This is a genomic window from Methylobacterium sp. 391_Methyba4, assembly GCF_029691625.1.
Lineage (GTDB): Bacteria > Pseudomonadota > Alphaproteobacteria > Rhizobiales > Beijerinckiaceae > Methylobacterium > Methylobacterium fujisawaense.
Genome location: NZ_CP121475.1, coordinates 1,367,261 through 1,383,804 on the forward strand (window position 1 = coordinate 1,367,261; position 16,544 = coordinate 1,383,804).

At 70.3% G+C, this 16,544-nt stretch carries 20 protein-coding genes; 10 read left to right on the top strand and 10 right to left on the bottom strand.

Annotated elements, in window-relative coordinates; genetic code table 11:
• Positions 1 to 33: 33 nt before the first annotated feature.
• The 3 genes from P9K36_RS06545 to P9K36_RS06555 all read left to right on the top strand — a co-directional run bounded on the left by P9K36_RS06545 (position 34) and on the right by P9K36_RS06555 (position 2,766).
• Entirely contained in the window at positions 34 to 621 is a 588-nt protein-coding gene (locus tag P9K36_RS06545) for a PAS domain-containing protein (RefSeq protein ID WP_043355306.1), read from the top strand.
• A gap of 376 nt (positions 622 to 997) precedes the next feature.
• On the top strand, positions 998 to 1,768 hold the full coding sequence (locus P9K36_RS06550) for a Bax inhibitor-1/YccA family protein (protein WP_043355307.1): 771 nt from the start codon (positions 998 to 1,000) through the stop codon (positions 1,766 to 1,768).
• 95 nt (positions 1,769 to 1,863) lie between these two features.
• Positions 1,864 to 2,766 carry a dihydrodipicolinate synthase family protein gene (locus P9K36_RS06555; RefSeq protein WP_278306704.1) on the top strand — a complete coding sequence of 301 codons (903 nt, stop codon included), beginning with the start codon at positions 1,864 to 1,866 and terminating at the stop codon, positions 2,764 to 2,766.
• Positions 2,767 to 2,804: 38 nt separating this feature from the next.
• On the opposite strand, the gene P9K36_RS06560 is transcribed toward P9K36_RS06555, so the two are convergent.
• Positions 2,805 to 3,179: a DUF2794 domain-containing protein gene (locus P9K36_RS06560; protein WP_043355313.1), complete on the bottom strand. Its 375-nt coding sequence runs from the start codon at positions 3,177 to 3,179 to the stop codon at positions 2,805 to 2,807.
• Between the two features lie 353 nt (positions 3,180 to 3,532).
• On the opposite strand from P9K36_RS06560, the gene bluB reads away from it, so the two are divergent.
• Both bluB and P9K36_RS06570 read left to right on the top strand, forming a co-directional pair.
• Positions 3,533 to 4,171, top strand: a complete 639-nt coding sequence (bluB, locus tag P9K36_RS06565) for a 5,6-dimethylbenzimidazole synthase (protein ID WP_043355309.1) — start codon at positions 3,533 to 3,535, stop codon at positions 4,169 to 4,171.
• A 174-nt stretch (positions 4,172 to 4,345) separates the two neighbouring features.
• Entirely contained in the window at positions 4,346 to 4,855 is a 510-nt protein-coding gene (locus P9K36_RS06570) for a L,D-transpeptidase (protein WP_043355310.1), read from the top strand.
• Between the two features lie 12 nt (positions 4,856 to 4,867).
• Here the strand turns inward: P9K36_RS06570 and P9K36_RS06575 are convergent, their stop codons facing one another.
• Positions 4,868 to 5,176 (bottom strand): cupin domain-containing protein, encoded by a 309-nt coding sequence (locus tag P9K36_RS06575; RefSeq protein ID WP_043387678.1) that lies wholly within the window; start codon positions 5,174 to 5,176, stop codon positions 4,868 to 4,870.
• Between the two features lie 216 nt (positions 5,177 to 5,392).
• Here P9K36_RS06575 and P9K36_RS06580 point away from each other — a divergent pair, with 216 nt between their 5' ends.
• Positions 5,393 to 6,406, top strand: coding sequence for a 2-keto-3-deoxygluconate permease (locus P9K36_RS06580; protein ID WP_274929023.1), 1,014 nt, complete (start codon positions 5,393 to 5,395; stop codon positions 6,404 to 6,406).
• A gap of 33 nt (positions 6,407 to 6,439) precedes the next feature.
• Here P9K36_RS06580 and P9K36_RS06585 read toward each other — a convergent pair whose 3' ends face one another.
• On the bottom strand, positions 6,440 to 6,691 hold the full coding sequence (locus P9K36_RS06585; protein WP_043345843.1) for a DUF1674 domain-containing protein: 252 nt from the start codon (positions 6,689 to 6,691) through the stop codon (positions 6,440 to 6,442).
• A 152-nt stretch (positions 6,692 to 6,843) separates the two neighbouring features.
• Between P9K36_RS06585 and P9K36_RS06590 the strand changes: the two genes are divergently transcribed.
• From P9K36_RS06590 to mscL, 4 genes are all read left to right on the top strand, one after another.
• A complete protein-coding gene (locus tag P9K36_RS06590) occupies positions 6,844 to 8,127 on the top strand; it encodes an RsmB/NOP family class I SAM-dependent RNA methyltransferase (protein WP_053610806.1) in 1,284 nt (427 codons plus the stop codon).
• Positions 8,128 to 9,023: 896 nt separating this feature from the next.
• Positions 9,024 to 9,734, top strand: a complete 711-nt coding sequence (locus tag P9K36_RS06595; protein WP_012318030.1) for a phosphatidylserine decarboxylase — start codon at positions 9,024 to 9,026, stop codon at positions 9,732 to 9,734.
• 4 nt (positions 9,735 to 9,738) lie between these two features.
• Positions 9,739 to 10,590 (top strand): phosphatidylcholine/phosphatidylserine synthase, encoded by an 852-nt coding sequence (locus P9K36_RS06600; RefSeq protein ID WP_043383395.1) that lies wholly within the window; start codon positions 9,739 to 9,741, stop codon positions 10,588 to 10,590.
• 61 nt (positions 10,591 to 10,651) lie between these two features.
• Positions 10,652 to 11,071: a large conductance mechanosensitive channel protein MscL gene (gene mscL, locus P9K36_RS06605; RefSeq protein ID WP_278306705.1), complete on the top strand. Its 420-nt coding sequence runs from the start codon at positions 10,652 to 10,654 to the stop codon at positions 11,069 to 11,071.
• Positions 11,072 to 11,097: 26 nt separating this feature from the next.
• Here the strand turns inward: mscL and P9K36_RS06610 are convergent, their stop codons facing one another.
• The 7 genes from P9K36_RS06610 to P9K36_RS06640 all read right to left on the bottom strand — a co-directional run bounded on the left by P9K36_RS06610 (position 11,098) and on the right by P9K36_RS06640 (position 16,460).
• The gene (locus P9K36_RS06610; protein WP_043352614.1) at positions 11,098 to 11,373 is read right to left on the bottom strand and encodes a hypothetical protein; all 276 of its coding nucleotides are present in this window, start codon (positions 11,371 to 11,373) and stop codon (positions 11,098 to 11,100) included.
• A gap of 133 nt (positions 11,374 to 11,506) precedes the next feature.
• A complete protein-coding gene (locus tag P9K36_RS06615; protein ID WP_043352617.1) occupies positions 11,507 to 11,920 on the bottom strand; it encodes a DUF1236 domain-containing protein in 414 nt (137 codons plus the stop codon).
• Between the two features lie 126 nt (positions 11,921 to 12,046).
• Positions 12,047 to 12,787, bottom strand: coding sequence for a NepR family anti-sigma factor (locus P9K36_RS06620; protein ID WP_043352613.1), 741 nt, complete (start codon positions 12,785 to 12,787; stop codon positions 12,047 to 12,049).
• 163 nt (positions 12,788 to 12,950) lie between these two features.
• Positions 12,951 to 13,736 carry a class II glutamine amidotransferase gene (locus tag P9K36_RS06625; RefSeq protein ID WP_043352612.1) on the bottom strand — a complete coding sequence of 262 codons (786 nt, stop codon included), beginning with the start codon at positions 13,734 to 13,736 and terminating at the stop codon, positions 12,951 to 12,953.
• A gap of 78 nt (positions 13,737 to 13,814) precedes the next feature.
• Entirely contained in the window at positions 13,815 to 14,126 is a 312-nt protein-coding gene (locus P9K36_RS06630) for a hypothetical protein (protein WP_043383398.1), read from the bottom strand.
• Position 14,127: 1 nt separating this feature from the next.
• Complete coding sequence (locus P9K36_RS06635) at positions 14,128 to 14,787, bottom strand: cytochrome c oxidase subunit 3 (protein ID WP_043383401.1); 660 nt, start codon at positions 14,785 to 14,787, stop codon at positions 14,128 to 14,130.
• Positions 14,784 to 16,460, bottom strand: a complete 1,677-nt coding sequence (locus P9K36_RS06640; protein ID WP_051976092.1) for a cbb3-type cytochrome c oxidase subunit I — start codon at positions 16,458 to 16,460, stop codon at positions 14,784 to 14,786. Before P9K36_RS06640 ends, P9K36_RS06635 begins: the two co-directional genes overlap by 4 nt.
• Between the last annotated feature and the right edge of the window lie 84 nt (positions 16,461 to 16,544).

The window sequence follows — 16,544 nt, forward strand, 5'->3', positions numbered from 1 at the left end:
TTCGGGCTCCGGCCGACCAGAGGACCAACCGTCATGGGCATTACCGTCATCGATGGCTACGGGGAGGATACGGAGCGTCTCCGTGCCGCCCTCGAAGCCTCGTGCGTCGTGGGTGCCTGGGAATGGGACCATGTCGGCGGCCGTGTCGTCTACGATGAGGGCGCGGCCATGTTGCTGACCGGCACCCCCGACCTCGCCAATCGCCCGATCAGCGGACCGATGGCACTGGCCGCGGTGCATCCGCAGGACATGACCTGGCTGATGGACCACATGCTCCGGGCCGTCCGGTCCGGTGGACTGGTGCTGGCCGAGTACCGCGTCTTCAAGACGGACGGCTCGGTGCGATGGCTCCTCAGCCGCGGACGGACGCATCGGGACGCGGCCGGCCAGCCGGTCCGCTCGCACGGGATCCTGATGGACATCACGGAGATCCGGGACGGCGGCGATCGCTACGTCCTGGGCAGGCCTCCTTCGGGGGGCGCCCCGCTGGAGCGCGCGGCCGACCTGGCGATCGCGCTCAAGGAGACGCTCACCGACGATATGCCGGCCGAGGTGCAGGTCGCCGCCGAGCTGATGCTGCTGAGCCTGGGCCGCGCCTTCGCCCGCAGGGCCGCGCACTGAGCCCTGGACGTCCGGTCCGCCGGAACCCTGCGGACGGGCGGCGGCCGGCCCGCGGCGGACAAACCGGCACGGGCGCCGCCGCGGGTGGCATCAGGAAACCGTTAAGACTGCTCGCACGGCTATCGAAACACCTGCATCCCGGCAACCGTCAGTCGAAAGACACGCTTTGCAGCAGGAAATGCATTTTAATCCCTGCCCGGATGGACAAAAATACATCCTCCGGACACGGAAAACCCGGGCCGCAACCGTGGCCGGGGACTTGTGTCCAGGACGCGGGCGCAACATATTCCTGACCGAGGCGCCAGCCTGGCGCCAGAGGTCCTGCGTGGGCCTCGCCCGAACACCACGCTGAGAGAGCCTCCGCAAGGAAACTCCCATGGCATTCGAGAATAGCCCATTCCGGTACGGCGCCCAGCAGCCGACCGGCTACGCCGGCACCCAGGTCGAAGTCGACCAGGGCCTGCGCACCTTCATGCTCGGCGTCTACAACAACATGGTCGTCGGGCTTGGCATCTCGGGTCTCGTCGCGCTCGGCCTGAACATGGCCTCCGTGGCGGCCTACCAGGGCACCCGCCCGATCCTGACCCCGTTCGGTCAGACCCTCTATCTCAGCCCGCTGAAGTGGGTCCTGATGCTCGCCCCGCTGGCGTTCATCTTCGTCTTCTCCATGCGGATGGACCGGATGTCGGCCTCTTCCGCGCGGACGATGTTCTTCGCCTTCGCGGCGGTGATGGGCGCCTCGATGTCTTCGCTCCTGCTGGTCTTCACCGGTGGCAGCGTGGTCCAGGTGTTCTTCATCACGGCGGCGGCCTTCGGCTCGCTCAGCCTCTGGGGCTACACCACGAAGCGTAGCCTCTCGGGCATGGGCTCGTTCCTGATGATGGGCCTGATCGGCATCATCCTCGCGTCGCTGGTGAACATCTTCTTCGCCTCGTCGGCCCTCCAGTTCGCCATATCGGTGCTGGGCGTGCTGATCTTCGCGGGGCTGACCGCCTACGACACGCAGAAGCTCAAGGAGATGTATCTCTACGGCGGCTTCGACGGCGAGATGGCGGCCAAGATGTCGGTGAACGGCGCCCTGACCCTCTATCTCGACTTCATCAACATGTTCCAGTTCCTGCTGAGCCTGATCGGCGACCGCCGCTAAGCCGCAAGAACCGACCGTTGACAGAAACCCCGGCGGGCAACCGCCGGGGTTTCTTTTTGCCTCGCCGCACCGACCGGATGCGCTAAGCTCGGGCCATGCCTGCGCTCTCCGGCCTTTCCGGCCTCTCCGCCTTCCCGATCACCCCGAGCGACGCCGACGGTCGGGTCGATGCCGGAGCCCTGCAACGCCTGCTGGAGCCCCTCGTGGCCGCCGGGGTCGATTCGATCGGCCTGCTCGGCAGCACCGGGACCTACGCGTATCTGAGCCGCGACGAGCGCCGCCGGGCGGTGGCGATCGCCCGCGAGGCCGTGGGCGGCCGGGTACCGCTCCTGGTCGGCATCGGCGCCCTGCGCACCGACGAGGCCATCCGCCTCGCGCAGGACGCACGGGCGGCCGGCGCGGATGCGGGGCTGCTCGCCCCCGTCTCCTACACGCCGCTGACCGAGGCCGAGGTCGAGGCGCATTTCGCAGCCGTGGCGGAGGCGGGCGGATTACCCCTCGTCCTCTACGACAACCCCGCGACCACGCATTTCCGCTTCACGCCGGCGCTGATCGGCCGGCTCGCCCGCCGTCCCGGGATCGTGGCCGCCAAATGCGCCGCGCCGGCCCCGGCCGACGCCGCGGCCGGTGTCGCGGCCCTGCAGGCGGCGGTCCCGGCGGGCTTCCCCATCGGCTTCAGCGGCGACTGGAACGCGACCGAGGCGCTGATCGCCGGCGGCACGGCATGGTACAGCGTGGCGGGCGGCCTGTTCCCCCGGACCTGCCGCGCGATCGTCCGGGCCGTGGAGGCCGGCGACACGGACCGTGCGCGCACCCTGAACGCGGAACTGGAGCCGCTCTGGACGCTGTTCCGGACCCATTCCAGCCTGCGGGTGGTCTATGCCTTGGCCGATATCCTGGGCCTGTGCCGCGCCGAGCCGCCGCGGCCGATCCGTCCCCTGCCGCCGGAGGTCGTGGCCGAGATCGCCGCGACCGTCCGGCGGATGCCCCTGTCCTGACGGGCGGAGCGGGATGCCGTGCGGGGTCAGACCGCCTGTCAGACCGCCTTGGGCGCCGGCTCCAGCACGGCGATGACCCGGGCGAGTTCCGAGCCGCGCTTCAGGATCTGGCCGCTCGCGGCGATGACCGCGTAGGCCCCCTGGCGGCGGGCAAGCTTGGGATCCTTCTCGATCCGGTAGAGCGGCATCTCGGAGGCGCGGCGGTAGATCGAGAACACCGCCCTGTCGCGGCGGAAATCGAGGGCGTAGTCGCGCCATTCGCCCGCGGCCACCTGCCGGCCATAGAGGTTGAAGATCGTGCGCAGCTCATCCCGGTTGAAGGCGACCTGTGGAGGAGCCGCGCGGGCGGGGAAGGGAATGACATGCCCCGCCGCCTCGTCGGGCCTCGGCCCGGCGCTCGTCCTTTCGGTCATCACCACTCCCGTGCATCGTTCCTTTGCCGGATGATGGGCTTCGCCGCAGCGGCCCGCAAGGGTGACGGCCGCCCCGCGCCGTGACCTGCGAGACACGCCCAAGCGACAAAAAACATGGTTTGGCCAGATTCGCGCCTTTTGCAGGCCGCGTTGCCGCGCGACAACAGACGTCGAACCTCGCCGGGTCCTGCCCGGCCGGCGCCCGACACCCAGCTCCCCAGCCATCGGCCGCCGTTCGGGATCCCAGGATCCGGCACTCCGAGGTTTCGAGACCCAAGACTTCAGGCCGCCCCTCCGGGCGGCCTTTTTTCTGTTTCCCGTTGGGCCCGGGAAGCGGGTATGCCACCGGCATCATGGGCCCGCCCGCCTTCGACGACGCCTTCCTGCACGACCTCGACGCGCTGTTCGCGTGGCGCCGCGACGTGCGCCGGTTCCGGACGGATCCGGTGGACGAGGCGTGCCTGCGCACCTGCCTGACGGCGGCCCACCGGGCGCCGTCGGTCGGCAACAGCCGGCCCTGGCGGTTCGTGCGCGTCTCGGATCCGGCGCGGCGCCGCGCGGTGTCGGACAACTTCTCCGGCTGCAACGCCGCCGCGGCCGCAGGCTACGATGCGGACCGCGCCGCCCGGTATCGCGGCCTCAAGCTCGCCGGCCTGCGGGAGGCGCCGGTCCATCTGGCCGTCTTCTGCGACGCGGCGACCGAGACCGGCCTCGGGCTCGGACGGGCCAGCATGCCGGAGACCCTGGCCTATTCGGTGGTGGGGGCGGTGCAGTGCTTCTGGCTCGCCGCCCGGGCGCGCGGCCTCGGCGTCGGCTGGGTCTCGATCCTGGAGCCGCAGACCGTCTCGGCGATCCTGGCGGTGCCGGAAACGTGGCGGCTCGTGGCCTATCTCTGCGTCGGACACCCGGTGGAGGAGCATCTCGACCCGGAGCTGGAGCGCCACGGCTGGCAGCCCGAGGACAAGCGGGGCAGCACGCTCTACGAGCGCTGAAGGGCGGCCGAGCGGCCCCGCCGCGCCCCCGCGCCGTCGATCGTGGTTGCTCTTTTACCGTGCCTCACGGATGCGGCACGCTGACCCCACATCAACCATAGCTATTCTTGGAACGGTAAGCTCGGCCGCGGATTACTTGCCCGCGTCAACTCTTGCTTGTCGAGGATCGTAGTGATGTCGGGTCGGGTGGCGGCTGTATTCGGTTTGGCCGGCGCGATGCTGGCCGGTTGTCTTCAAACGGCGCAGGCGCGCGAGGTCGTGCCGTTCCAGAACGGTGTCGCGCCGGGCTCGGTGGTGATCAGCGTGTCGCAGCGCAAGCTCTATCTTGTGAACGGCGACGGCACGGCGATCCGCTACCCCGTGGCGGTGGGCCGGCCCGGCAAGCAGTGGTTTGGCACGAAGCCGATCGACGGCAAGTACGTCGCCCCCGCCTGGTCGCCCCCCGCGGAGGTGAAGCGCGACAACCCGCGCCTGCCGAACCTCATCGCGGGCGGCTCGCCGCACAATCCGATGGGTGCGGCGGCCATGACCCTCGCGGGCGGCGAATACGCGATCCATGGCACCAACCGGCCGAGTTCGGTGGGCACCTACGCGTCCTATGGCTGCATCCGGATGTACAATCAGGACGTGGTCGACCTCTACGCGCGGGTCGATGTCGGCACGCAGGTCTACATGACCCACTGAAACCCGCGGGCCTCAGCCGGCCGGCGGCGCGGTCGCCTCGACGGCCGTGAACGTCTCCAGGATCCGGTAGGTGTGCGCGGCGCCCGCCGGCACGCAGTAGGAATCGCCCGGAGCGAGGGCGAGGGTCTCGCCCTCCAGGACGAGCTCCGCCCGGCCGCTGACCACGTAGCCGACGGTCTCGTAGGCCGATTTGGTCATCGGCTTGTCGGCGTTCGGCTCCTCCGCCCGCCACATCCGCATCCCGAGCCGCTCGCCGCGGGCCAGGGTGATCGCGCCGTGCGGTCCCGCGACCGCGCTGCGCGCCGATACCGTTGTCGCCATGCTCGCCTCCTCCGGGTGAATCCGCTCAACGGGCCCGGAGGCTCGACGTTCCGCGCCGGACGTTCCGTGCCCGACGGCGTGCCGCTTGACGGCCCGCACCGGGCCCCGACAGGATGACGCACCGGTTCGACAGACGCCCGACAGAGGCGCGGACCGGGGCGGCGCCCGCGAACCCGCCCGGGTCCGATGCGCCGGCGAGCGATCCGGATCGGGAGGATGCGCGCCATGCAGATCAAGGCGGCGATCGACAGGATTCCCGGCGGCCTGATGCTGGTGCCGCTGCTGCTCGGAGCCCTGTGCAGGACCTTCGCGCCGGGGTCCCCGGCCTATTTCAAGGGCTTCACGCAGGGGATCATGACCGGCGTGATCCCGATCCTGGCGGTCTGGTTCTTCTGCATGGGCGCCTCGGTCAGCCTGAGGGCGACCGGGACGGTGCTGCGCAAGTCCGGCACGCTGGTGGCGACCAAGCTGGTCGCCGCCTGGGCGATCGTGCTGGTGGCCGGGCTGTTCATCCCGCCCGAGGGGATCCAGACCGGCTTCTTCGCCGGCCTCTCGATCCTGGCGATCGTCTGCGCGATGGATATGACCAATGGCGGCCTCTACGCCTCGCTGATGCAGACCTACGGCAGCCGCGAGGAGGCCGGCGCCTTCATCCTCACGTCGATCGAATCCGGCCCGCTGATGAGCATGATCATCCTCGGGGCCTCTGGGGCTGCGCATTTCGAGCCGCAGATCTTCGCGGGCGCGGTATTGCCCTTCCTCGTCGGCTTCGCCCTCGGCAACCTCGACCCGAAGCTCCGGGCCCTGTTCGCCCCGGGCGGCCAGCTGATGATCCCGTTCTTCGCCTTCGCGCTGGGGAACACCGTGGACCTCAGCAACCTGCTCTCGCCGCTCGCGGGGCTCGGCATCGTGCTGGCGCTGGCGGTGATCGTCCTGACCGGCATCCCGCTGATCCTGGCCGACCGGGCGATCGGGGGCGGGACCGGCACGGCGGGGCTGGCGGCCTCCTCGACGGCCGGGGCCGCCGCCGCCAACCCGCTGGCGATCGCCGCCGTCGCCCCGCACTTCGCCCCGGCCGCGCAGACCGCCACCGTGCTGGTGACGATCTGCATTATCGTGACCTCGATCCTCGTGCCGATCCTGACCGGGCTCTGGTACCGGCGGTTCGGGGCGGGTGCGGCGGAGGCCCGGACCGAGACCGGCCCGCCGCTGGCGGTCCCGGCCGAATAGGGCCGGGCCGGTGCGCCGGCCCCTGCGCCGTCCTCAGAAGTCGACCGCGAGGCCCTTCACCTCCCAGTCGTCGTAGCGCACCGGCTCCAGGCCGCCGCGCCCCTGGCGCTCGGGCCGGGCGCTGATCTCGGCGGCCCGGGCGTCGATCGCCGCGCGGCGCTCGGCGGCCTCGGCCAGGGCACGCTGCGCCGCCGGGCTGAGCGCGCGGGGCGGGGCCGTGCCGTCGCCGGCCTCCGGTCCGTCCGGATCCTGCCTGTGCGGGTCTTGTGCGGTCGGCTCTTGCATCGCGCTCGCTCGAGTGTGAGGGCGTAGGCCCAGAAGGCGTTGGATCTGGAGCAGAAGTGGCATCGCGGGACACAGGCCGCAACACGCGGAAGGAAGCTTCGACGGGCGAGACCGGGCGGGATACGGCGGGCCTGGGCGCGCGCCGCGCGGCGATGCAGGCGGTCGCGGCCCTGATCGGCCAGGAGCGCCCCCCCGCCCTCGACGACGCCCTCGCCCAGGCGATCCGCGCCGAGGCGCTGGCGCCGGCCGACGCCGGGCTGGCGCGGGCCATCGCGGTGGCGACCTTCCGCCGCTACGGGCTGATCCGCGCGGCCCTGGCCGCGCGGCTGGAGCGCGGGCTGCCCGCGGCCAAGCCGCAGCTCACGGCCCTTTTGGCCACCGCGACCGCGCAGCTCCTCGACCTCGCGGTCCCCGACCATGCCGCCGTCGACCTCGCGGTGCGGCTCGCCAAGGGGGATACCCGCACGGCCCATCTCGCCGGGCTGGTCAACGCGGTGCTGCGCCGGATCGCCCGGGAGCGCGACGCGATCCTGGCCGCGGACGCCGACGCCCTGGCGGTCAACACGCCGGACTGGCTCGCCCGCCGCTGGGTCGCGGCCTACGGGCCCGAGCGCGCGGCGGCGATCGCCCGCGCCCATCTCGCCGGGGCCGCCATCGACCTGACCCCCCTGCGCGACACCGCCGACTGGGCGGAGCGTCTCGGCGCCGTCACCCTGCCGACCGGCTCCCTGCGCCTGCCGGAGAACGGCCCGGCGATCCCCGACCTCCCCGGCTTCCAGGAAGGGGCGTGGTGGGTCCAGGACGCCGCCGCGGCGCTCCCGGCCCGCCTCCTGGCGCCGCAGCCCGGAACCCGCGTCCTCGACCTCTGCGCGGCGCCCGGCGGCAAGACCCTGCAGCTCGCCGCCACCGGCGCGCAGGTCACCGCCGTCGACCGGTCCGCGCCGAGGCTGGAACGCCTGCGCGAGAACGTCGCGCGGCTCGGCTTCGCGGTCGAGATCGTGGTGGCCGACGCCCTCACCCTGGAGCCGCGGGACCACGACGCGGTCCTGCTCGACGCGCCGTGCTCGGCCACCGGGACGATCCGGCGCCACCCCGACGTGGCCTGGACCAAGGTGGAGGCCGATATCGGGCGGCTCGCCGCGCTCCAGGCCAGGCTCCTCGACCACGCGGCCGGGCTGGTGCGGCCGGGCGGGCTTCTCGTCTACTGCACCTGCTCGCTGGAGCCGGAGGAGGGCGAGGCGCAGATCGCGGCCTTCCTGGCCCGCGACTCCCGGTTCACGCGGGTGCCGGTCCGGCCCGAGGAGGTCGGTGGCGCAGCGGCTCTGATCGACGGCAACGGCGACCTGCGCACCCTGCCGTGCCACCTGGCGGAGGTGCCGAACGCCCGCGGAGGCCTCGACGGCTTCTTCGCGAGTCGGCTCCGACGGGCGGATTGATCGGGCACGCAGGCCGGATCTCCGGAGGTGGACCGGCGGTCCGGTCCAGCCGCCCATCATTCCGGAGTGCCGCGGGCGGACAGGGAAAAGTGGCGCGCGGCAGCGTGCGTCACGCCGCCCGCGCCTTGACAATGTTCCTATTCTGTGCTTCCTGACCGCACCTGTCCGCGGCGGCCCGGGAGCGATCCCGGGCCGTCCTTCGGGGGCCCGCCCGGTGGCTGACCGGGCGGGCCCGGGGGCGGGGCGGCGCCCGCGTCGGTGGCTCTCAGCCGCCATCGCCCCGGGCGGCGGACCGGTGCGGGGCGTGTCTCGGAAGCGGGCGTGAGACCGGGCGGCAGTTTGCCCGGCGGGGTCGAGGAAATGCCCCCGCGCCGACCCGCCTCTGGGCCGACCCTGAGCGACCTGCGGACCCGCCCACTACGAGGCGGGGGGCGGCTGGAAGGCCACGGCGCTGATGCGGGTTCCGGAGGTGCGGGCACGGCGTGCCTGGGCCTCGCCCGAGACCGCTAACAGGGAGTCGCAGGACCGGGGCGCTGGAGACGCCGCGACGAGAAAGACGGCACCGGCCGGGGCAGGCGCCCGGTCGATGCCGCGGGGCGCCGCGGGGATCGGATCCCGCGCGACTTTGGCCGACACCTGGGTTCCCGCGGCGTCCCGCGTCCCTCGTGTTCGCTCCCGGGCCATGCCCCCGGCGCCACCGGCGCGCGGGCACGATGACGCGTGGCGGGAGGTCCGCGCGCCCGAATCGGTGCCCGACGATGCGGAACCCGGCAGGGGCGGGCGCGACGTCCCGCGGCGATCCGCGACCCCTGGAAAGTTGACGGCGGCCCGGCGGGCTGCCATCCGCCCGTCCGACACGTCCGCCTGCCGGCGGTTCCCTCGAGTCCGAAGAACCCATGACCGACCTGATCGAGACGATCCGCCGGACGCTCGTGCCGATCCACAAGGAGGGCTATCCCTTCATCCTGATTGGCATCGTGCTGACGGTTCTGGCGGGCTATTTCTCCCAGTTCTTCGGCTGGATCTTCCTGATCCTCACCCTCTGGGTCTGCTACTTCTTCCGCGATCCCGAGCGGGTCACCCCGGTGGCGGACGGACTCGTGATCTCGCCCGCCGACGGGCGCGTGAACCTCATCGCCACCGTGCTGCCGCCGCCCGAGCTCGACCTGCCGCAGGTGCCCACGCTACGGGTCTCGGTGTTCATGAACGTGTTCGACTGCCACGTGAACCGGGTGCCGGTGGCCGGCCGGATCGGCCAGATCCACTACACGCCGGGCCTGTTCCTCAACGCCGAGCTCGACAAGGCCAGCGACGACAACGAGCGCAACGGCATGGTCATCGAGACGACCCATGCCGGCCAGCCGAAGCGCGTCGGCGTGGTGCAGATCGCCGGCCTCGTGGCCCGGCGCATCGTCGGGTTCGTCTCGGCGGGCGACGTGCTCGGCGTCGGCGAGCGCTTCGGCCTGATCCGCTTCGGATCGCGGGTGGACGTCTACCTGCCGGCCGGGTCGACCGTGCTGGTCGGGCTCGGCCAGAAGGCGGTGGCCGGCGAGACGGTGCTGGCCGATCTCGGCGGGGGCCCGGAGCGCCTGTTCAAGCGGATCTGAGGCCATGGACGATCTCTTCCCGCCCTTCGCGCCCGATCCGAACGAGCCGCGGCCGCGCCGGTTCAAGCCGGTGCCGTTCCGGATGATCGCGCCCAACATGATCACCCTGATGGCGCTCTGCCTCGGGCTCACGGCGATCCGGCTCGCCTTCGAGGGCAAATTCGAGCCCGCCGTCATCGCCGTGGTGGTGGCGGGCGTGCTCGACGGCATCGACGGGCGGGTGGCGCGGCTACTCAAGGGCACGTCGCGCTTCGGCGCGGAGCTCGATTCCCTCGCCGACTTCGTGAATTTCGGCTGCGCCCCGGCACTCATCCTGTACGGCTTCGTGCTGTTCCACCTGAAATCGATGGGCTGGATCGTCGCGCTGATCTTCGCCATCGCCATGGCGCTGCGGCTCGCCCGCTTCAACGCGATGCTCGACGATCCGAACCGGCCGGAATGGAAGAAGGACTTCTTCGTCGGCATGCCGGCGCCCGCGGGGGCGCTCACCGCGATGCTGCCGCTCTACCTCCACTTCCTGGGCTTCGGCATCGAGACCTGGGCGGCGCCCGCGGTCCTGATCTACGTGCTGTGCATCGCGCTGCTGGTCGTCTCCACGGTCCCGACCTATTCGGGCAAGACCATGGGCAAGCGGGTGCCGCGCAGCCTCGTCCTGCCGATCTTCCTGTTCGGGGTCGCGGCCTTCGGCCTCCTGATCAGCTACCCGTTCGAGGCGCTCGTCGCGGTGAGCGGGGGCTATCTGCTGACCATCCCGGTGGTGGCCGCCCAGTATCGCCGCCGGGTCAAGGCGGAACTCGCCGCCCTGGGCGAGGACCGGCCCGCCCTAGCCACGGCCGGCCGACCGGCATCGGAATAGGCGCTGGCCTTCGCGGAGCCGTCCTCTATCTTGGCGGTATCAAGCGGGCGGGGGCTGGCGGATGCTCGGGGATTTCAAGACGTTCGCGCTGCGCGGGAACGTGGTCGATCTCGCGGTCGGCGTGATCATCGGCGCGGCCTTCGGGGCCATCGTGACGTCGGCGGTCCAAGACATCTTCATGCCGCTGATCGGCGCGATCACCGGCGGGCTCGACTTCTCGAACTACTACATCCCGCTCTCGTCGAAGGTGCAGGCAGGCCTGCCCTATGCGGATGCCAAGAAGCAGGGCGCGGTCATCGGTTACGGCCAGTTCCTGACCCTGACCCTGAACTTCCTGATCGTCGCCTTCGTGCTGTTCCTGGTGATCCGGGCGATGAACCGCCTGCAGACCGCCGAGGCCAAGAAGCCCGACGCGATGCCGGCCGACGTGAAGCTTCTTTCCGAGATCCGCGACCTGCTGGCCGAGAAGCCGCGCGTCTGACGCCTGTGCGGGCGCGCGGTGCCGACTCAGCCCTTGGGCTTGTCGGTCTCGTCCGGCTTGACGCCGAGGGCATCGAGGATCTGGTCGAGGGCATGACCGACGGCTTCGGTGCCCTCCTCGTGGGTCTTCAGCCGGGTCTCGAGCCGGCGGATCTGTGGCTCGAAGGCATCCGGCACGGGATCGTCGCCGAGGAAGCGGGGCTTGTCCGACCCCACCGGCAGGACGCCGCGCAGCTGCTGCCCGAGGTGGTCGCGCACGGGCTCCGGCAGAGTGGTTTTCGGATCGGTGGGTGCGTCGCTCATGATCGCCTCACGGCTCGGGCCATCTCTCAACGGCCGGACGGATGAAGCGTTGCGCCGACGGCCGCGGCTATGAAGATGCCCCCGGAGCCGGGCTCCGGGGGCGCTTGGGCCAGCGCGAAACCGGCCCGGGGTCTTAGTCGATGACCTCGACGATGCGGTGGCCGCGATCGACCAGCACCGGACGATCGTTCACCACGGTGTAGCGGTAGCCCGGCTGCACGCGGTACTCGTTGGGCACGTCGTAATAGGTCACGCCCGAAGCCGGCAGGGTGGTGCCGACGGCGACGCGGCCGTCATAGTCGTAGGAGCGGACATTGCGCTCGCGGACATAGCTGCGGAAGCGCGGGGCCATGTCGACGCCGAGGATGCCGCCCACCGTGCCGGTGGCCGCACCCACCGCGCCGCCGACGATGCCGCCGATCGGGCCGGCCGCATCGGCACCCGCAGCCGCGCCGCGCTCGGCGCCGGGGATCGTGCCCTGGGCCTGGGCGGCCAGCGGAAGCGACAGGACGAGGGCCGAGGCGGCGATAAGGGTCTTGAAGGTCATGCGGGACATCTCCGTTCCGTGGTGTTTCGCCGCGCAGGCGCAGCGAAGCTCGGGCCGGTAACGCCCGACCCCCGGAATCGGATGCATCTTTTTTTGTGGGACGCCGGGATGCAGCCGGCTGAGCCCTCACGCGTCCTTGGGCATCGCCGACTGGATGAAGCGGTCGGAGCCGAGATCCTCCTCGTCGTAGCCCAGCAGCTCCGCGAGCCTGCCACGGGCGCGGCTGACGCGGCTCTTCACCGTGCCAACCTTGCAGCCCATGATGGCCGCGGCCTCCTCGTAGGAGACGCCCTCGGCGCCGACCAGGACCAGGGCCTCACGCTGATCCGGCGGCAGCTTGGCCAGCGCCGATTGCAGATCCTCGACGTCGAGCCGGTCACCCTGGTGCGGGGCGGTGGCGAGCCGGGCCGCGTAGGACCCGTCCTGATCCTCGACCTCGCGCACCCGCTTGCGGTGATCCGAGTAGAAGATGTTGCGCAGGATCGTGAACAGCCACGCGTTGAGGTTCGTCCCCGGCTGGAACCGGGCGCGGTGCTGCCAGCCCTTGAGCAGGGTGTCCTGCACGAGATCGTCCGAACGGGCGGGGTTCGACGTCAGCGACAGCGCGAAGGCGCGCAGGGACGGGACGGCCGCGAGCAGACCGTTGCGGAATTCCGGCTCGATCGCCTCACCGCGGGCGCGCAAAGCCGCCTCGAGCTTCTCGATCAGCTCGGCGAAGCGGGACGGCAGTGTCTCCTCGCCGATCCGCTCGTAGACGGTGCGCAGATGCTCCCCGAGATGCGTGCGGATCCCGGGAGCCAGGTTCGGGCGGCCATCCCGAGTCCCGTCCTCCTGGGACAGGACGGTGTCCGTGTCGTCGCGGGTCATGTGTATCGCGCTCGTCAACTCGTCGTGGCTCGACCTGTGGTCCCCGGCGGGTCGAGGCGGAGCGCTTGTCGGCCCGAACCGGTTGGAAAGCCCGGCCGATGCGCTCCTGTTACCGGAGTTCTAGCGCATCGGGCGCGGGCATGCACCCTCAGGCAAAACACACTTAAGCTAAGTTGGCCGGTCTCAACAGCCGGATCGCCCCGTCGCGCAGGGTCAGGACGTCGCCGCGGGCGAGATCGGTCCAGCACTCGTCCCGGGTCAGCGCCTGGGTGGCGATCACCGTCACCACGTCGTGCTCGGTGGTCTCTTCGGCGAAATCCACCTGCCAGTCCTCGTCGATCAGGGTGGCCTTGCCGAAGGGGGCCCGCCGGGTGAGGTAGCAGAGGCGCTTGCCGCAATGGGCGTAGAGGGTGCGGCTGTCGGTGAGCAGCATGTTGAACACGCCGAGGGCGTGGAGTTCGCCCGCGAGGTCGGCCACGGCCCGGTCGAGGGTCTCGGGCCGGGGGAGGGCGCGGAACCGGGCCTGGAGCCGGCCGAGCATCCAGCAGAAGGCGTGCTCGCTGTCCGTCGAGCCGATCGGCATGAAGCCGCCCAGCGGCAGCCGCTTCACGCCCTTGAGCTGTCCGTTATGCGCGAAGGTCCAGCGGCGGCCCCACAATTCCCGCGAGAACGGGTGGGTGTTCTCCAGGCTGACCCGGCCGCGGTTGGCCTTGCGGACATGGGCGACGACGATGCGGCTCTTGATCGGCATGTCGCGCAGCAGCCGGGCGAGCTGCGAGCGGGCGCTCGGCTCCGGCTCGTGGAAGCTGCGGCAGGTGCGCCCGTCGTAGAAGCTGATCCCCCAGCCGTCCGCATGCGGCCCGGTCTCGCCGCCGCGCCGAGCGAGGCCCGCGAAGGAGAAGCGGATGTCGGTCGGCACGTTGGCGCTCATGCCGAGCAGTTCGCACATCGTCTGTCAGCCAGGCTATGCGGGGGAGCGGCGACGTTTAGGAGTGTTCGGCCGCCCGGACAACGGATTTCGCGTCGCTCAGCGCGCCAGATAGTCGGTCAGCGTCATGCCGACCAGGATGGCGACCCAGAAGAAGCCGAGCCCCGAGAACAGCCGGATCAGCGGCGGCTCGTGGATCACCTCCATGGAGACGAGGAGGATCAGCGCCACCATCACGGCGACCACGGCGAGTTCGACGATCCAGACCTGCGCGAAGGGGAGGGTGGCGCCGAGGGTGACGTTGACGGCCAGAAGCGCCAGCAGCGCCAGGAAGGTGAGCACCGGCGTGCGCAGGCGCCGCCGGAGCAGGGCGCGGTCGTCGGCGCTCAGGGTCGCGAGGGGGTTCCGCATCCTACCGGTTCACCACGTAGAGGATCGGGAAGGCCAGGATCCAGACGAGGTCGATGAAGTGCCAGTACAGGCCGTAGACCTCGATCCAGTTCTGGTGCCGGGCGAGGAACCCGGCCTTGGCGGCCATCCAGGTCATGCCGAGCAGGAGCGCGATGCCGGTGAACAGATGCAGCGCGTGGAGCAGGGTTGCGACGTAGTAGAGGTTCACGAACAGCCGCGCCGCCGGCGTCTCGGCCAGCGCGAAGGGCCGATCGCTGAGGAACGGCATCATGTGCTCGGCCCAGTCGGCGTAGTACTCGTAGCCCTTGAGGACGAGGAACAGGCCCCCGAGCGCCGCGGTCGCCAGCATCGCCCGCACCATGGCGCGCTGCCAGCCCATCCGGGAGAATTCGATCGCCATCGACATCGTGAGCGATGAACAGATCAGCACCACGGTGTTGGTGGCGCCGATCCAGAACTTGAGGTGCTTGGCCGCCGCGATCGTCGCTTCGGGATGCTGGATCCGGGTGATCAGCGCCACCAGGAACAGCGCCGAGAACAGCAGCAACTCGGTGATCAGCCAGGCCCAGATGCCGAGCGTCGCCGCCTCGCGCTGCTGGGCCACGCTCTCGAAATGCTCCGCGCGCGCGACCCCGACGCCGTCGGCCAGACCTTTGCTCATCCGTGCTGGTCCCGGGATTCCTGGGCCTGGATCGGGTAGTCGTAGGGGATGCGCGGCACCTCGGGCGGGGACAGGAAATTGTGCGTCGGGGGCGGGGAGGCCGTCTCCCATTCGAGCCCCTTGGCGTTCCACGGATTGGCGGGCGCCTTCCGGCCGAACCAGAGGGAATAGACGAGGTAGAGCATCGGGAAGATGTAGCCCGCCGCCAGGATCGTGGCGCCCGCCGAGGACAGCACGTTGAGCAGCTGGAACTCCGCCGGGTAGGTCGCGTAGCGCCGCGGCATCCCGAGGTAACCCAGGATGAATTGCGGGAAGAAGGTCACGTTGAAGCCGAGGAAGATCAGCAGCGCCGAGACCCGGCCCCAGGGCTCGCTGTACATCCGGCCGGTGAATTTCGGCCACCAGAAATGCAGGCCGCCGAGGAACGCCAGCACCGTGCCGCCGACCATGATGTAGTGGAAATGCGCGACCACGAAGTAGGTCGCGTGGATGTGCTGGTTGATCGAGAGCGTCGCGAGATAGAGGCCGGTGAGGCCTCCGAGCACGAACAGGCCGATATAGCCCATCGCGTAGAGCATCGGGGTATCGAGCCGGAGCGAGCCCTTATGGATCGTGGCGGTCCAGTTGTAGACCTTCACCGCCGAGGGCACCGCCACCGCGAAGGACAGGCCCGAGAACACCAGCGAGGCCAAATCGCTCTGGCCGTTGACGAACATGTGGTGACCCCAGACGAAGAAGGTCACGGAGGCCAGTCCGATCGACGCGTAGGCGACGAAGCGGTAGCCGAACAGCTTCTTCTGCGCGAAGGCCGGGACGATCTCGGAGATCACCCCCATGCCGGGCAGGACCATGATGTACACGGCCGGGTGGGAGTAGAACCAGAACAGGTGCTGGAACAGCACCGGGTCGCCGCCATAGGCCGGGTCGAACACGCCGATATGGAAGGCGCGTTCCGCGATCAGCAGGATCAGCGCCGTGGTGATGACCGGCGTCGCGAGCAGGAAGATCAGGCTCGTGGCGTAGTGCGCCCAGACGAAGATCGGCAGCTTGAACCACGTCATGCCGGGCGCCCGCATGGTGTGGATCGTGACCACGAAATTGAGCCCCGTCAGGATCGACGAGAAGCCCACGATGGTGACGCCGATCAGCGCCGGCAGCACCCAGGTGTTGGAGAAGGCCGTCGAGAGCGGGGCGTAGAAGGTCCAGCCGGTATCGACCCCGCCCAGCACCACAGAAACCAGGGTGAACAGGGCCCCGGTCATGAACACGTACCAGCTCGTCAGGTTGAGCTTGGGGAAAGCGAGGTCCTTGGCCCCGATCATCAGCGGGATCAGGAAATTGCCGAAGGTCGCGGGGATCGACGGGATCAGGAAGAACCAGACCATCACCACACCGTGGATGGTGAAGGCCTTGTTGTAGGTGTCGTTGGTCATGATCGCGCCGTTCGGCACGACCAGAGCGAGGCGGACCACGCCCGCCGCCAGGGCGCCGATCACGAAGAAGCCGGTGATCGAGGCGAGGTAGAGGATCGCGATGCGCTTGTGGTCGGTGGTGAGGAACCACGAGCGCAGGGTCGATTCCGCGTGCAGGTAGTCGGATTTACGCCCGATCGTGGATTCCGGGGTGTGGGGTTCCCGGTGGGCGGTGCCGCCGATGCTGCCCGATGCGCTCATCGTGTCGCCCTCGATAGGTAGCGTCGGAAGCCGGACGTCAGGACGCTCGCGCGCTCGTCCGACCCCGATCCGCGGGCCGCGATG

Bases quoted from the DNA above. Each gene is read 5' to 3' on its own strand.
- P9K36_RS06545 (WP_043355306.1), top strand. From the start codon at position 34: ATGGGCATTACCGTCATCGATGGCTACGGGGAGGATACGGAGCGTCTC.
- P9K36_RS06550 (WP_043355307.1), top strand. From the start codon at position 998: ATGGCATTCGAGAATAGCCCATTCCGGTACGGCGCCCAGCAGCCGACC.
- P9K36_RS06555 (WP_278306704.1), top strand. From the start codon at position 1,864: ATGCCTGCGCTCTCCGGCCTTTCCGGCCTCTCCGCCTTCCCGATCACC.
- P9K36_RS06560 (WP_043355313.1), bottom strand. From the start codon at position 3,179: ATGACCGAAAGGACGAGCGCCGGGCCGAGGCCCGACGAGGCGGCGGGG.
- bluB (WP_043355309.1), top strand. From the start codon at position 3,533: ATGGGCCCGCCCGCCTTCGACGACGCCTTCCTGCACGACCTCGACGCG.
- P9K36_RS06570 (WP_043355310.1), top strand. From the start codon at position 4,346: ATGTCGGGTCGGGTGGCGGCTGTATTCGGTTTGGCCGGCGCGATGCTG.
- P9K36_RS06575 (WP_043387678.1), bottom strand. From the start codon at position 5,176: ATGGCGACAACGGTATCGGCGCGCAGCGCGGTCGCGGGACCGCACGGC.
- P9K36_RS06580 (WP_274929023.1), top strand. From the start codon at position 5,393: ATGCGCGCCATGCAGATCAAGGCGGCGATCGACAGGATTCCCGGCGGC.
- P9K36_RS06585 (WP_043345843.1), bottom strand. From the start codon at position 6,691: ATGCAAGAGCCGACCGCACAAGACCCGCACAGGCAGGATCCGGACGGA.
- P9K36_RS06590 (WP_053610806.1), top strand. From the start codon at position 6,844: ATGCAGGCGGTCGCGGCCCTGATCGGCCAGGAGCGCCCCCCCGCCCTC.
- P9K36_RS06595 (WP_012318030.1), top strand. From the start codon at position 9,024: ATGACCGACCTGATCGAGACGATCCGCCGGACGCTCGTGCCGATCCAC.
- P9K36_RS06600 (WP_043383395.1), top strand. From the start codon at position 9,739: ATGGACGATCTCTTCCCGCCCTTCGCGCCCGATCCGAACGAGCCGCGG.
- mscL (WP_278306705.1), top strand. From the start codon at position 10,652: ATGCTCGGGGATTTCAAGACGTTCGCGCTGCGCGGGAACGTGGTCGAT.
- P9K36_RS06610 (WP_043352614.1), bottom strand. From the start codon at position 11,373: ATGAGCGACGCACCCACCGATCCGAAAACCACTCTGCCGGAGCCCGTG.
- P9K36_RS06615 (WP_043352617.1), bottom strand. From the start codon at position 11,920: ATGACCTTCAAGACCCTTATCGCCGCCTCGGCCCTCGTCCTGTCGCTT.
- P9K36_RS06620 (WP_043352613.1), bottom strand. From the start codon at position 12,787: ATGACCCGCGACGACACGGACACCGTCCTGTCCCAGGAGGACGGGACT.
- P9K36_RS06625 (WP_043352612.1), bottom strand. From the start codon at position 13,736: ATGTGCGAACTGCTCGGCATGAGCGCCAACGTGCCGACCGACATCCGC.
- P9K36_RS06630 (WP_043383398.1), bottom strand. From the start codon at position 14,126: ATGCGGAACCCCCTCGCGACCCTGAGCGCCGACGACCGCGCCCTGCTC.
- P9K36_RS06635 (WP_043383401.1), bottom strand. From the start codon at position 14,787: ATGAGCAAAGGTCTGGCCGACGGCGTCGGGGTCGCGCGCGCGGAGCAT.
- P9K36_RS06640 (WP_051976092.1), bottom strand. From the start codon at position 16,460: ATGAGCGCATCGGGCAGCATCGGCGGCACCGCCCACCGGGAACCCCAC.